Consider the following 13081-nt stretch of genomic DNA (forward strand, 5'->3'; position numbering starts at 1 on the left):
CTTGCTCCTTCGTCGCCTACGCAACGGCACCTGATCGTCGGGACGGCCGCCGACCGCCGCTGCGCGGCGATCCCTCCTCGAGGTCGGGATGTGCGTGGCTGGCACGATGGGCGGGTGGCCGATTCCAGTGAGTTCTCCTTCACCGTAGGTACCCGTCTCGACGGGGGTCGGCACGGGCGTACCGGTGTCATCGGCACTCCGCACGGGGAGATCGCGACGCCTGCCTTCGTTCCGGTGGGGACCAAGGCGTCGGTGAAGGCGGTGCTGCCGGAGACGATGAAGGAGCTGGGGGCGCAGGCACTGCTCGCCAACGCCTACCACCTGTATCTGCAGCCGGGGTCCGACATCGTCGACGAGGCGGGCGGGCTCGGGAAGTTCATGAACTGGGATGGGCCGACGTTCACCGACAGCGGTGGTTTCCAGGTGATGTCGCTGGGTGTCGGCTTCAAGAAGGTGCTCGCGATGGAGGCGGTCGGGGTGCGCTCCGATCAGGTGATCGCGGCGGGCAAGGAACGCCTCGCCACCGTCGACGACGACGGTGTGACCTTCCGCTCCCACCTCGACGGATCGAAGCACCGGTTCACCCCCGAGGTGTCGATGGGCATCCAGCACCAGCTCGGCGCCGACATCATGTTCGCCTTCGACGAACTGACCACCCTGATGAATACCCGTGGCTACCAGGAGAAGTCGCTGCAGCGTACGCACGAGTGGGCGCAACGCTGCATCGACGAACACGAACGGCTCACCGCCGCTCGCACGCACCGGCCCTATCAGGCGCTGTTCGCGGTGATCCAGGGTGCGCAGTACGAAGACCTGCGCCGCAAGGCCTGTCGTGAACTCGAATCGATCCGGGGCAGTGGCGGAACGGAATTCGACGGGTACGGCATCGGCGGTGCGCTGGAGAAACACAATCTCGGCACCATCGTCGGCTGGTGCTGCGACGAGCTGCCCGAGGCCAAGCCGCGGCACATGCTCGGCATCAGCGAGCCCGAGGACATGTTCGTCGCCATCGAGAACGGGGCCGACACCTTCGACTGCGTGAACCCCTCGCGAGTGGCGCGCAATGCGGCGATCTACGTCGACGAGGGCCGGTTCAACATCAACACCAGCCGCTTCCGCCGCGATTTCACCCCCATCGACGAGAACTGCGACTGCTACACCTGCGCGCACTACACCCGCGCCTACCTGCATCACCTGTTCAAGGCCAAGGAGATGCTCTCGGCGACGCTGTGCACCATCCACAACGAGCGCTTCACCGTCCGCCTGGTCGACCGGATCAGGGCGAGCATCGAAGATGGCTACTTCGACGAGTTCAAGAAGGAATTCCTCGGCCAGTGGCAGGGCCGCGTCAAAGCGCCGGGGGAGTAGGCGGCGCTGCATGCTTGATCACGCTCTGGTGGCGGCAACGGCCGGAGCCGCCCGCTACCAGAGCGTGGTGATCAACTGACCAGCTGCGCTCGATCCGCGATGTGAGGTCGAGCTCGAGGTGGCGGCTAGTCGTGGAGGGCGTCGACCTTCGCGGGCGCGTAGGAGGGCTCCTTCTTCTTCAGGATGGCGATGACGCGGTAGGTGATGGGGAGGACGAGCACCTCGCACACGGTCTTCCAGACGAAGCCGACGATCACGAAGTTGACGAACGACTGCCAGGTGTCGATGCCGATCGCGGGGGCGGCGATCGAGCAGAAGATGAGGGTGTCGGCGAACTCGCCGACCACGGTCGACCCGATCAGCCGGGCCCACAGGTGCTTTTCCTTGGTGCGTTCCTTGATGAACACCAGCGTCGCCGAGTTCAGCAGCTGGCCGACGAAGTACCCGGCGAGCCCGGCGAGCACCAGCTGTGGGGTGGTGCCCAGGACGGTGCGGAACGCTTCCTGGTTCTCGTAGAAACCGGCGGCAGGCAGCCGGACGGCGACGAAGAAGCAGCCGACAGTGAGCAGCAGCGCCGCGAAACCGGTGTAGATGGCGTGGCGAGTGGCGCGGAAGCCGTAGACCTCGCTGAGCACGTCACCCAGAATGTAGGCCAGGGGGAACAGGAAGAACGCGCCGTCGGTGGCGATCGGCAGGATCTGCAGCGGGCCGAGCACGACCGAGCTGCCGGAGAAGAACTCCACGCCCTTGGTGGCGCAGATGTTGGAAATGATCAGCGTCGCGGTGAACACGGCGACGATTACCGGATAGAACCCCCGCGCTACCTGGGCGAATGCCGCGTGCTCCGGCGCGGGGTGCCCAGATTCGGCGGGTTTGTCGAGCGAATTCGTATCAGTCACGAGCTATATCCTCCCAGCAGGGGCACGAACGCCCCCGCCTCGAGCGCGCCAGCGCTCCAACAAGGAATGCAATACGCTGTAGCAATGACGAATCCCGGCGATTCCGACGAGTGGTGGAAGCAGTACGGCGGTTCCGGCGTGTCCCCGGAGTCCGGCGCGCCGGGTTCGGTGCCGCAGTACCCGACCACCCCGCCGTCGCAGCCTTCGAGCTACCCGTCCAATCCGCAGCAGTCCGCGCCGCAATACCCGCAGCAACAGCCGCCGTCGCAGCCGCAGTACCCGAACTACCAGCAGCCGGCGGCGCCGCAGTATCCGCAGCAGCCGCAGTACGGCGGGTATCCGGCGGCCGGGGCCTACAACCCCTACGGTGGGTACCCGCAGCCGCAGGGCACGAACGGCCTCGCCATCGGCGCGCTGGTGTCGTCGCTGATCGGCCTGTGCAGCTGTGGCGTCGGTTCGATCGTCGGCATCATCCTCGGTGTGATGGCGATCAACCAGATCAAGGAACGCGGCGGTGAGGGCAAGGGAATGGCGCAGGCCGGTATCTGGATCGGTGCCATCTCGCTGGTGCTCTGGCTGCTCTACATCGTCTTCGTGGTCGTCCTCGGCGTGGTCGGCGGGATGGACTCTTCCTCCACCTACTGACTTTCGCGGACGAACGAGGGGCGCTTCCGGAATCCGGAAGCGCCCCTCGGATTTTGCGCAGGTCGGAGCTGAATCAGCCCTTCACGACCTGGGTTCCGCCGGCGAGCTTGTCGTGCCAGCCCTGCTTGTTCGGGTCGTTGTTGATGGTGACCGCGATGTAGATCATCAAACCGGTGGTGGCCAGGTTGCCCAGGCAGTAGATGACCGAGGGCACCAGGAAGATGTTGCGCTTGAGCGAGACCTCCGGGGTCAGCTTCGGTGCGCCACCGGGGGCGACGACGCGCAGGCCGAGCAGCCTCTTGCCGACGGTCGCGCCCTGGGTCACCTCCATGGCGACGTTGTAGCCGACGAGCGCCAGGGTGCTCAGGATCGGGATGATCACGAACGTGACGATGGTGCTGGCGGGCAGGATGAAGTTGACGATGGCCATCGGGATACCGACGATGAGGCTGTCGATGAATCGGGCGCCGAAGCGCGTGCCGAGGTCACCGGCCTGCGTCCCACCGAAACCCTGCTGAGCGTAGGGATCGTAACCGGGCTGAGGCTGCTGCCCATACGGGTGAGCACCGTAGGCCGGCTGCTGCTGACCGTACGGGTCCGCCTGGCCGTAGCCGGGCAGCGGCTGTCCGCCGTGATTCGGCTGACCGTAAGGCTGCTGCTGTCCGTATCCCGGCTGCTGCTGGCCGTAGGGGTCCTGGCCGTAGCCGCCGGGCTGACCGCCCTGCGGGTACTGATTGGGGTCGTAACCACCGCTGGTCATAAATTCGTCCTCGTCGTGATCAGTAGATCGGTCGTTGCGTACGTTACGGACATCGGTCTGGTTGGAACAACCCGATAGGCTCGAGTATCCATGGTTTCTCCGGGATGCGCGCCGGGTCGAAAACCTCGCGGAGCTCTGCCGTTGTGCGAGCGGCGTATCCGAGCGAATCGGCGATCGCCGCCACCACGTCGCCGGGCGTGTTGCCGAGCGCGATCTGGTCGGAAAGGCTCACCGCCCCATCGCGTTTGGCGAGTCTCTTGCCTTCGGTGTTGAGTACCAACGGAACATGGGCGTAGACGGGCCGTGGCAGGCCGAGCAGGTCGGCGAGATAGGCCTGGCGTGGGGTGGACGGCAGCAGATCGTCGCCGCGCACCACTTGATCCACACCCTGGGCGGCGTCGTCGACCACGACGGTGAGGTTGTAGGCGGGGATGCCGTCACCCCGGCGCAGCACCAGATCGTCGACGGCGCCTCGGTAGCGGCCGTGGCGCAGGTCGGTGATCTCGTAGTCGGTCACGTCGGCGCGCAATCGGACTGCGGGCGAGCGGCCTTCGGCCCGGCGAGCGGCACGCTGCGCGTCGGTGAGGGTGCGACAGGTGCCGGGGTAGGCGCCCATCGGCCCGTGCGGTGCGGCGGCGGCCTGCTGGATTTCGCGTCTGGTGCAGAAACATTCGTAGGTGCGCCCGGCCGCGGTGAGTTCCTCGATCGTCGACTCGTAGACCGCCAGCCGATCGGATTGACGCAGGACCGGCCCGTCCCAGTCGAGCCCGATGGCGGCGAGGTCGTCGAGCTGGCGTTGTGCCGCCCCCGGGCGGACGCGGTCGAGGTCGTCGATGCGCATCCGGAACGCGCGCCCGGTGGTGCGGGCGTAGAGCCAGGCCAGGATGGCGGTGCGCAGATTGCCCAGGTGGAGCTCGCCCGAGGGGCTCGGGGCGTAGCGGCCTGCACCTGGTGAACTGGACACCTGTCCGATCCTAGTCGGTCGTGCGGCGCAGCCTCGGCCTCAGCTGTTCGTCGGTGAGCTGGGCGCCGCCGTCGATGGCGTCGAGCAGCTGTTCGGCGTAGGAGATCAGGCCCGCACGATCGACATCGTGCTGCTGGGCATTCGCCGGGTAGGCGTCGAGCCGCTCGCAGGCACGCCGCAGCAGCGTGGTCGCGCCCTTGGTGTTGCCGCGCTGGATGTGGGTCAGGCCGACGGCATATTGGGCAAGACCCTGCCAGAGCATCCGCTCGGCAACCGGCCCGTTCTTCCAAGCCGCCTCCAAAACCTCGTGTGCGTTGAATGCCAATCCGTCGTCCAGCAGTTGCTGGGCGAAGGTCAGAGTTTGCTGGGGGGTCAACTCGAGATCGTCGGGAATTCGGGCGACTCCGGCACTGCCGGGCGGCAGTGGTCGGCCGAGTCGGTCGCGTGGGCGGTCGTTACGAGCACGACCTGCGGCGTCGCGGTCACGGGAGATCATTCCCCCATGATCCACGTCCACATCGGATGGTGCTGATGTGGCCTGTGAGGCCAGCAGGAATGTGACGTATCACGAACCAATCACACGGAAGTAAATCCGCATGTGTCAAGCCTGTGGGGAATGGGTAAGAGGCTCCGGCAATGCCGCCGCAAACCCCAACCTTCGCAAGCTTGGCAAACGGATATGAGAAAGCAAATTCTCATCCGCAAACTTGCGGAAGACCTGCTAGTGTTTCTTCCGCGGGGGCAGCCCCCGGAGGCGGAAACGCCTCATGCGCTGGTTCGTGCCGATCGGTTGCGCGTTCCGGGTGGCAGTGCTGTGGGTGCCACGAAGTAACTCGTCGGTCGCGCCGGAAATCGGAAATGCTGAACCGATTCGGCGGTGTTATCCCGTTCTCACTGATGCAAAGGAGCAAGTGCTGTGGAGGTTGATGTGACGGGCGCTGTGTGGCGCAAGAGCACCTACAGCGGTCCCGATGGAAACTGCGTGGAAGTCGCCTTTCTCACCGGCGGCGAAATCGCGGTCCGCGACACCAAGGATCACGGGCGTGGCCCCGTGCTGGCCTTCGGACCAGGAGCGTGGCGAGCGTTTCTCGCCGACGTCACCGCAGGACAGTTCGCGCGCGGCTGAACCGCGAATGCGCCTGAACCGGGCAGTCCGGGCCCCGGGTCGATAGGACTCGGGGCCTTCTCTCGGCGTGGCCTATCGTGGCCGGGTGACCAGAATGGCCCCGCGCGACGCGACGATGTTCTGGCTGTCGCGCCGCACCGCCAATGATGTGTTCCTGCTCTACTGTTTCGCCGAAACCCCCACTCCTACTGAGGAACTGCGCGCCGTCGTTGCCGAACGCGTAGCGCTCATTCCCGGTCTGCGCCGTCGGCTGCGCGAGATCGCGGGCGACCTCGACTATCCGCACTGGATTCCGGCCGAATTCATTCCCCAGCAATTCATTGCTCACCGGCCCGACGGCCTGCCGTGGCCCACTCTGCTCGACCGGCTCGGCGAACTTCTGGGTACCGGCGTGGACGCCACCGTACGGCCCTGGCGGCTGCACGTCTTCCGTGGTGTCCGCGATGCGCCGATGTCGACCGGGCCGTCGCTGGTCGCGGTGGTTCAGATGTCGCATGCTCTCGCCGACGGCACCCGTGCGGCCGCACTCACCAGATCCCTGTTTATCCACAGGGTTCCCGATGTGCCTGTGGATAACGCGGTGAAACACCGAGTAGATCCTGTGAAAACGCCGGTGCGGGTTGTGGATTACTGGGGACAACTCTGTGGATGGATGGCTCCGAGTGTGGTTGGGATACTACGTTTTCCGCAGCAGCTGGTCGCGACGTTCCGCCGTGGTCTGGCGGCGGGCCGCGCCCAGCGGGAACTCGGTGAGCGCACGGCCGCCGGTGAAGTGCCCGCACCCACAACCGGCTTCACACCCGGTGCGCTCAATGCGATGCGGCCCGTCGCGGCCCTCGATCATCAGGTCCGCATGCTCGTCGTCCCCGCGGATGCGCTTCGCCGCCCGCATGTCACAGTGACAGTGCTTGCGCTGACGGCGATTTCGCGTGCACTCACCACCTACCTCATCGAGCACGGTCGAGCACCGGAACGCCTCGGTGCCGCACTTCCGATGGCTGTGCCCGCATCGAACAACGCGCACAACAACTACCGGGGTCTGTCCATCGACTTGCATATCGAGGAACCAGACCTGCGCGCCCGTGCCGAACTGATCGCCGAGGAACTGCGAACCCGTCGCGAACGCGCGCTGAATCCGCTTCTCGCCGTGCAGGACCAAGTCGGTGACACCGTCCCCGCGCTGTTCGCGGTGCGTGACGTCACCCGTGCCGACCTCGACACACCACCGCGGGCGATCGACGGCAACACCGTCGTCTCCAGCGTGAATCGTGGCGCCGCCGACCTCACCTTCGCGGGCGCACCGGTCCTGTTCACCGGCGGATTTCCGGCACTCGGCACCGTCATGCACCTGACCCACGGCATCCACGGGCTCGGCGAAACCATCACGCTATCCGTGCATTCCGACAAAGCGGCTGTGCCGGATCCCGATCGGTACCTGGCATTGCTCGCCGAAGCGGTGGACGCCGTGCGTGGCTAGCGCCTGCCCGCCAAGCCCAGCTCGTCGCCGATCGCCCGCAGCGCCGAACGCAGCGCGGTGGTCGCATCGGTGCCCGCCGCCTCACCCTCGATCAACCCGTCGATCCGGAACGGGCAGAAGTACCCCGAGTCACCCTGGTGCGGACGGCCGATCTCGATGAGGGGACGGCCGGTCCGATGCGCGATAGCGGTGGCGAGTGCCGCATCGGCCGCGCGCGGATCGCGCCGCACGCGGGGGAGGGCGGGCACCGCCTGGGCGTGCACCCGCTCATACCAGTCGATCACCTCGGAAGGCGCGGCGCGCGTGCCGGTTTCGTAGTGGCCGAGCGCGGCCCGGCTGTACGGAACGCGGGTGGCCAACCCCGCCAAGGACAATCCGGCTTCTTCCCGCAGCCGCCGCAACCGCGCGCCTACGAGTCTCCCCTGCTCGCCCCGACTGGACATGCAGCCATCGTAGAGAACTGTAGACGTTTGTAGACGGTTTTTGCTGTCCAAAAGGTCTTGACAGTGACCATACTTTTCCTGGCGGCTTCACCAGAACCATACCGCGCCACCCGTGCAGCACTGACACGTTCGGAGGGGAAGCATGGATCTCTACCTGTGGATTGCCGTCGGCCTCTTGGGATTCGGGGCACTCATCCGGTACCTGCTGTTACTACCGCCCGCCGAGACCGTCACCGGCCGTCCGACCGTCGCCGACATTCGCCGCAGGATTCAGTCCGAACGGGCGCCCGGCCACGATTCGACGACACCGTCGCCGCGCAACATCTCCAGCAGAAGCTTTTCGGCGTCGGACTTCTCCCTGGCCAGCGCGCTCCAGCCGCGCACCACACCGTCGGGGCCGGATTTCGTCGTCCACGAGCCCACCGCATGAGCGCCCTGGGGGTGCAGCGAGTAGTAGATGGTGCCGACCGGGAAGGCGACATCCATGCCACGCACCCAGCCGGTGATCGCGTCGCCGTCCCACACCCGCATCTCGCCGCGCACACCCGGGCCCGCATCATCCTCGGCCGCAGCGGTTTCGGCGGTGCCGAGCAGCAGGTGGTCGCCTTCGTGCCGGATCGTCACCTCCGCTACCTCGACCTCGTCGCCGTGTTTCGCCGCCTTCTGCCAGGCTGCCCACCAGCGGCCCGCCAGGTCGACCCGGTTGTCGACGATCCCGGCCAGTTCCGCCAGCGAGATGCGCAACGCGTCGGCCAACCGGATCGCGACCGGAAGGGTCGGCGACTGCTCCTCGGATTCATACCGGGTGATCTGCCGCGAACTCACCCCGATGGCGGTGGCGAGCGCGGGCTGCGACAGCCCGAGCAAGCGCCGCCGCTCCTGAATCACCTTCCCCGTCCCGGTGTTCATACAGTCATCGCCTCCATTGCCGGCCCCTACCGTCACACCCTGCCCGACACATCCGCGCCGGACCCGCCGCCACGGGTCGTCACCGGCGATATCGAACATCACTGGCGCACCGCACATGCCGACTGCGTGGCCGATTCTCCCATCTCTTCGCTCCAGCAGGCCCGTTTCGTGCTGACCGAGCACGACGGGTGCGGACCACGCTGCCTGCAGCACCTCGCCGCCACCGCCTACAGCACGGGTCTGATCGACGACATCTGAGCAGGTCGCGGGGAGTTACGAACGACACGTTGACGAACTCGTGACGAGACGGCGAACCGGCACGAAACGCCGTTACGGTCGAAGTATGACAGCGGAGCACACGGCGGACGGCGACGATTCGTCCTTCGGACGCCTCGGTTCGCGTCCGCGTCTGCGCCTGCGCCGCCCGTTCTGGCGTCCGCTCGAACGCGCGACCGCCGACAATATCGTCGCCGCGCCAACCCCGCTGCGGCCGATCGACCTCACCGACGACGCCGAGGTGTCGCAGGTACTCGATCTGGCGGTGCGGGTGGGTGAGGTGGTGCTCGCCGCCGGTACCGGTGTCGGCGACACCTCCGCGCAGGTGCGCTTCATCGCCTCCACCTACGGTCTGGACAAATGCGATATCGACGTCACCTTCGACGCCATCCGCATCTGGGCCGACCGCGGCCCGTACCTGCCGCCGGCCAGCGACATGCGAGTGGTGAAGTACCGGTCGCTCGACTTCACCCGCCTCGCCGCCGTCGACCGGTTGACCCGGCGCATCCGCACCCAGGTGGTTCCGGTGGAGAACGCGCACGCCGCGCTCGACGAGATCGTCTCCGCCCGGCACCCGTATCCACGCTGGGTCTCGACGGCGGGCTGGTCGCTGCTCGCCGCGGCCATCGCGGTGCTGCTCGGCGGCGGCGTGATGCTCGCGGTGATCAGTTTCGCGACGACCGCCGTCATCGACCTGGTGAACCGGGCGCTGCATCAGCTCGGTCTGCCGTTGTTCTTCCAGAACATGATCGGTGGCGTCATCGCCTCGACCCCGGCGATAGCGCTGGCCGCGTTCAGTGACCAATGGCGAGCCGATGCGGCGCTGATCGTCGCGGCGGGGATCACCGTGCTGCTCTCCGGGTTGCAACTGGTCGGTTCGGTGCAGGACGCCATCACCGGTGCGCCGGTCACCGCCGCGGCCCGCATGCTCGAAGTGGTGATGATGACCGGCGGCATCGTCGCGGGGATCGGTCTGGCGCTGCGGGTTTCGACGATTCTGGGGATCGAGGTGCCCGAGATCGCGGCGAACGCGGGTCGCGATACCGAGTTCCTCGCGCTCAAGCTCAGTGCCGGTGCGGTGGCGGCGGTCGCGTTCGCGATGGCCTGTTACGCCGAGCGGCGGGCCTTGTTCGCGGCGGGTCTCAGCGGTGCGGGCGGCACCGCGGCCTACCTGGTCGTCCAGGACATCGGGTTCGGGCCGGTTGTCGCCTCGGGTGCGGCGGCCACGCTGATCGGCATGGCCGGTGGTCTGATGGCGCGGCGCGCGCTCACCCCGCCGCTGGTCGTCGCGGCCGCGGGCATCACGCCGCTGCTGCCTGGTCTGAAGGTGTACCGAGGGCTGTATGCCTTGCTCGAGGACGAAACGCTGCTCGGGTTCGGGCAGATCCTCGGTGCCTTCGGCGTGGGGTGCGCGCTGGCGGCAGGGGTCATTCTCGGTGAATGGTTCGACCGGTTGCTCAGCCGCCGCGGCACACCGCGCGACTTCGACCCGACCTACACCAGCGACCGCTGACTCAAACCGCGCCCATCAGCGTGCGCGGTCCGTCGGCGGCGGTGTCGGCCGGTGCCGGATCCTGGATGCGGGGCTTGCCCGCCGCCCAGCGCATCTGGCTGCGCGCGGCGGCCGCCTCGGTGGAGGCGGGGATGACGAGCAGCGCGAGGCTCGCGCCGTTGCTGCCGACCAGGTGCATGATGCGCGCGGCCTCGTCGGCGCCGGATTCGTCGGCGGTCCAGTCGAATCCGAGCTGGGCCAGCTTGCCGATCTGCGGTCCGACCGCGGTGACCAGCTGGTGCATCTCGGTCATCGGCGCGTCGGTGCGCGGCCACCAGGCGCCGTCGATCGGGCCGGGTGCCGTCTTGCGGTCGCGCAGCATCAGCCGGATCGGGCCCGCCGTGTCGCGACCGATAGTCGTGTCAGGTGTACTCACGAAAGTTTCCTCTTGGTGTGTTCGGCCGGCGCTCTCGGCGCCGGCCGGTGTGCGCCGTCGGTTTCGACGGGCACGAAGCCTTTAATACCCAGTTCCGCTGTGTCTGCACGCGCGATTTATCGCGGCGACGACGGCGGTCGGGTGCGGTGGGGGTCTCCCGCACCATCGGGGGGTCACTCTACGGACACCCACCGACAGATCCACCGAATTAAACGAACAGGGCCCTGACCGGCGAACCGATCAGGGCCCTGCTGTGGCGGAGGATAGGGGATTTGAACCCCTGAGGGCGTTAACCCAACCCGCGTTCCAGGCGAGCGCCATAGGCCACTAGGCGAATCCTCCGTGGAGCAGCATAGCGGGTCGACAGGGGCCGATGCCAAACCGGCCCCCGTCGTACCCCACTGACCTGCTATTTCTTCAGTGCGGTCAGGACCTTGCGGACCTGGGTTTCGGCGGCCGAGCGCAGGGTCGACTTGTCGACACTGCCCATCTTGTCCACCTCGATCTCCACCTTCACCGAGATATTGCTGTCGTGCGCGGCGACCACGTAGATGTAGTCGTTCGGGATGGAACCGTAGATGCGCTGCTCGTAGGCGTAGTACGCCTCCGTGCCGAGGCCGCTGAGCGGGCCGTGGTCGTAGTCCTTACCGGTGGTCTTGGTGTCGTAGCCCTTCCAGCGCGAGTAGTCCGATTCGGTCTCGTAGCTGGACTTGAACGCCACCTCGAGCGAGATCTTCGCGCCGGTGCCGCTGCGGCCGGAGTCCTGGTTCTTGGCATCGCAGTTGTAGGAGCCGCCACCGCCGTACTCCGAGGGCTCACGCTCGGTGTGCGTGGTCGTCTCCCTGGTCGATGACCACTGGTTGAGCACCGTGAGGTCGATCAGGTCGCAGGCGTTCTTGCCCTTCTGGAAGGCGTAGTCACCTTCCCATTCGGACGGGTTGGGACCGAAGGGGTTGGTCTCGTCGGCCTTGTTCGCGGCGAACGCGATGAGGCCGATCACCAGCACGCCGACCAGCAGCACCGCGCCGCCGACGATCCACCACACGGCCTTGTTGCCCGACGACGGCGGACGCGGCGGCGTGCCCCACTGCTGGGCCGGGTACTGCGGCGGCGCCGCGAACGGCTGGGCGGTGGCGCCCGCCTGGTACGGCATGCCGGTGTAGGGCTGGGGGTTGGCACCGCTCTGGTACGGCGTCGCCGCCGGGGGAGCGGTGTAGGGGTTGGCGCCGCTGTGCTGCGGTGCGGGCGGCGCGGTGTAGGGGCCGGGCGTGCCGATGTCGCCGCGCAGGATGGTCGGATCGGCCTGCTGTGGTGGCTGACCCGAGTCGGGGCCTGGGCGTTCCCACCACTGCACAGTCGGGTCGGACGGCGGTACGTCGCCGCCGGGCGGTTGCTGGTTCGGGCCGGTCACGCGCGGAACCCCCTCGTAGTCATGGGGAACCGGGACCCCCCTTGCCGATATCGCACTGATCGTAGCCAGCTTCGTCAGGGGATGGCGTATCTATACGCCTACGTACACTGGTTCTTCCGTCGTCGGGCGAGCAGAAACGGAGCACACGTGGGCGTCGCGCGAACACCACGCGAACGGTGGATCGAAGAGGGGCTGCACGTGCTGGCCACCTCGGGTGTCGACGCGGTGCGGGTGGAAGCGCTCGCCAAACGCATCGGCGTCACCAAGGGCGGTTTCTACGGCTACTTCGCCGACCGCGAGGCCCTGCTGACCGCGATGCTGGAAGCCTGGGAACGCGAGGCCGTGGACGAGGTGCTCGCCAAGGTCGACAACGCGGGCCTCGACCCCAAGAACCGCGCGCGCATGGCCGGTGTCCTCACCCTCTCGGATCACCGGCTGCTGCCGATCGATCTGGCCGTTCGCGACTGGGCCCGCCGCGACGACGACGTCGCCACCCGCCTGCGCCGCGTCGACAACGCGCGAATGGCGTTGCTGCGCGAGACGATCGGCGAATTCTGCGATGATCCCGACGAAGTGGAAGCCCGCGCCCTGCTCGCCTTCTGCGCCGTGATCGGCGGGCACTTCCTCGCCGCCGATCACGAGGGGCGCACCCGTGTCGAGGTGCTCAGCCGGGCCGCCGACCTGCTGTTCGAGCCCCGAAATCGCTAGTGCGCGCGATTGCGGCTACACTGGCCGACGGATCCCGCGCGGCGCGCATCCTGTGAACTCCCCCAGGGCCGGAAGGCAGCAAGGGTCAACGGGCTCTGCCGGGTGCGCGGGGTCCCCTTAAATTTCGGGACTCCGCTGCACACCTTCGCAGCGTGCGAGCCCATCCT

Annotated in this window: 15 protein-coding genes, 1 tRNA gene and 1 other RNA gene; 8 read left to right on the forward strand and 9 right to left on the reverse strand. The window is 67.2% G+C overall.

The window, feature by feature from the left end:
• Positions 1 to 114 precede the first annotated feature (114 nt).
• Positions 115 to 1368, forward strand: coding sequence for a tRNA guanosine(34) transglycosylase Tgt (gene tgt / locus AB0I35_RS07705; protein WP_357395048.1), 1254 nt, complete (start codon positions 115 to 117; stop codon positions 1366 to 1368).
• A 125-nt stretch (positions 1369 to 1493) separates the two neighbouring features.
• On the opposite strand, the gene AB0I35_RS07710 is transcribed toward tgt, so the two are convergent.
• On the reverse strand, positions 1494 to 2267 hold the full coding sequence (locus tag AB0I35_RS07710) for a queuosine precursor transporter (protein WP_357395049.1): 774 nt from the start codon (positions 2265 to 2267) through the stop codon (positions 1494 to 1496).
• Positions 2268 to 2351: 84 nt separating this feature from the next.
• Between AB0I35_RS07710 and AB0I35_RS07715 the strand changes: the two genes are divergently transcribed.
• Positions 2352 to 2912, forward strand: coding sequence for a DUF4190 domain-containing protein (locus tag AB0I35_RS07715; RefSeq protein WP_357395050.1), 561 nt, complete (start codon positions 2352 to 2354; stop codon positions 2910 to 2912).
• Between the two features lie 73 nt (positions 2913 to 2985).
• Here AB0I35_RS07715 and AB0I35_RS07720 read toward each other — a convergent pair whose 3' ends face one another.
• From AB0I35_RS07720 to AB0I35_RS07730, 3 genes are read right to left on the reverse strand one after another with little or no spacing between them, the layout of a single operon-like run.
• Complete coding sequence (locus AB0I35_RS07720; RefSeq protein WP_357395051.1) at positions 2986 to 3672, reverse strand: RDD family protein; 687 nt, start codon at positions 3670 to 3672, stop codon at positions 2986 to 2988.
• 43 nt (positions 3673 to 3715) lie between these two features.
• On the reverse strand, positions 3716 to 4636 hold the full coding sequence (gene gluQRS, locus AB0I35_RS07725) for a tRNA glutamyl-Q(34) synthetase GluQRS (protein ID WP_357395052.1): 921 nt from the start codon (positions 4634 to 4636) through the stop codon (positions 3716 to 3718).
• A gap of 10 nt (positions 4637 to 4646) precedes the next feature.
• Positions 4647 to 5132 (reverse strand): DUF309 domain-containing protein, encoded by a 486-nt coding sequence (locus tag AB0I35_RS07730; RefSeq protein WP_357395053.1) that lies wholly within the window; start codon positions 5130 to 5132, stop codon positions 4647 to 4649.
• A 420-nt stretch (positions 5133 to 5552) separates the two neighbouring features.
• Here AB0I35_RS07730 and AB0I35_RS07735 point away from each other — a divergent pair, with 420 nt between their 5' ends.
• Both AB0I35_RS07735 and AB0I35_RS07740 read left to right on the forward strand, forming a co-directional pair.
• A complete protein-coding gene (locus tag AB0I35_RS07735) occupies positions 5553 to 5762 on the forward strand; it encodes a DUF397 domain-containing protein (RefSeq protein WP_067494664.1) in 210 nt (69 codons plus the stop codon).
• A gap of 94 nt (positions 5763 to 5856) precedes the next feature.
• On the forward strand, positions 5857 to 7239 hold the full coding sequence (locus AB0I35_RS07740; protein WP_357395451.1) for a wax ester/triacylglycerol synthase domain-containing protein: 1383 nt from the start codon (positions 5857 to 5859) through the stop codon (positions 7237 to 7239).
• Here AB0I35_RS07740 and AB0I35_RS07745 read toward each other — a convergent pair.
• Both AB0I35_RS07745 and AB0I35_RS07750 read right to left on the reverse strand, forming a co-directional pair.
• A complete protein-coding gene (locus AB0I35_RS07745; protein WP_357395054.1) occupies positions 7236 to 7682 on the reverse strand; it encodes a helix-turn-helix transcriptional regulator in 447 nt (148 codons plus the stop codon). The genes AB0I35_RS07740 and AB0I35_RS07745 overlap by 4 nt on opposite strands.
• A 270-nt stretch (positions 7683 to 7952) precedes the next feature.
• Positions 7953 to 8591, reverse strand: a complete 639-nt coding sequence (locus AB0I35_RS07750) for a helix-turn-helix transcriptional regulator (protein ID WP_357395056.1) — start codon at positions 8589 to 8591, stop codon at positions 7953 to 7955.
• Positions 8592 to 8717: 126 nt separating this feature from the next.
• Between AB0I35_RS07750 and AB0I35_RS07755 the strand changes: the two genes are divergently transcribed.
• Both AB0I35_RS07755 and AB0I35_RS07760 read left to right on the forward strand, forming a co-directional pair.
• Positions 8718 to 8849 carry a hypothetical protein gene (locus tag AB0I35_RS07755; RefSeq protein WP_255284036.1) on the forward strand — a complete coding sequence of 44 codons (132 nt, stop codon included), beginning with the start codon at positions 8718 to 8720 and terminating at the stop codon, positions 8847 to 8849.
• Positions 8850 to 8934: 85 nt separating this feature from the next.
• Positions 8935 to 10380 carry a threonine/serine exporter family protein gene (locus tag AB0I35_RS07760; protein WP_357395057.1) on the forward strand — a complete coding sequence of 482 codons (1446 nt, stop codon included), beginning with the start codon at positions 8935 to 8937 and terminating at the stop codon, positions 10378 to 10380.
• A 1-nt stretch (position 10381) separates the two neighbouring features.
• On the opposite strand, the gene AB0I35_RS07765 is transcribed toward AB0I35_RS07760, so the two are convergent.
• From AB0I35_RS07765 to AB0I35_RS07775, 3 genes are all read right to left on the reverse strand, one after another.
• Positions 10382 to 10795 carry a DUF5994 family protein gene (locus AB0I35_RS07765; protein ID WP_133734144.1) on the reverse strand — a complete coding sequence of 138 codons (414 nt, stop codon included), beginning with the start codon at positions 10793 to 10795 and terminating at the stop codon, positions 10382 to 10384.
• Between the two features lie 254 nt (positions 10796 to 11049).
• Positions 11050 to 11137, reverse strand: a tRNA-Ser gene (locus AB0I35_RS07770).
• 67 nt (positions 11138 to 11204) lie between these two features.
• A complete protein-coding gene (locus AB0I35_RS07775) occupies positions 11205 to 12206 on the reverse strand; it encodes a hypothetical protein (protein WP_067494648.1) in 1002 nt (333 codons plus the stop codon).
• 147 nt (positions 12207 to 12353) lie between these two features.
• On the opposite strand from AB0I35_RS07775, the gene AB0I35_RS07780 reads away from it, so the two are divergent.
• The gene (locus AB0I35_RS07780) at positions 12354 to 12914 is read left to right on the forward strand and encodes a TetR/AcrR family transcriptional regulator (RefSeq protein ID WP_357395059.1); all 561 of its coding nucleotides are present in this window, start codon (positions 12354 to 12356) and stop codon (positions 12912 to 12914) included.
• 26 nt (positions 12915 to 12940) lie between these two features.
• An RNA gene (gene ffs, locus AB0I35_RS07785) (signal recognition particle sRNA small type) lies at positions 12941 to 13035 on the forward strand.
• Positions 13036 to 13081: the final 46 nt, after the last annotated feature.

Source organism: Nocardia sp. NPDC050378 (genome assembly GCF_040655675.1).
In the GTDB taxonomy this organism is placed as follows: domain Bacteria; phylum Actinomycetota; class Actinomycetes; order Mycobacteriales; family Mycobacteriaceae; genus Nocardia; species Nocardia coubleae.

What these genes read in the sequence shown, in the direction of transcription:
- AB0I35_RS07715 (WP_357395050.1), top strand. Translation starts at nt 2,352, where the DNA reads ATGACGAATCCCGGCGATTCCGACGAGTGGTGGAAGCAGTACGGCGGT.
- AB0I35_RS07720 (WP_357395051.1), bottom strand. Translation starts at nt 3,672, where the DNA reads ATGACCAGCGGTGGTTACGACCCCAATCAGTACCCGCAGGGCGGTCAG.
- AB0I35_RS07730 (WP_357395053.1), bottom strand. Translation starts at nt 5,132, where the DNA reads ATGATCTCCCGTGACCGCGACGCCGCAGGTCGTGCTCGTAACGACCGC.
- AB0I35_RS07740 (WP_357395451.1), top strand. Translation starts at nt 5,857, where the DNA reads ATGGCCCCGCGCGACGCGACGATGTTCTGGCTGTCGCGCCGCACCGCC.
- AB0I35_RS07745 (WP_357395054.1), bottom strand. Translation starts at nt 7,682, where the DNA reads ATGTCCAGTCGGGGCGAGCAGGGGAGACTCGTAGGCGCGCGGTTGCGG.
- AB0I35_RS07750 (WP_357395056.1), bottom strand. Translation starts at nt 8,591, where the DNA reads ATGAACACCGGGACGGGGAAGGTGATTCAGGAGCGGCGGCGCTTGCTC.
- AB0I35_RS07760 (WP_357395057.1), top strand. Translation starts at nt 8,935, where the DNA reads ATGACAGCGGAGCACACGGCGGACGGCGACGATTCGTCCTTCGGACGC.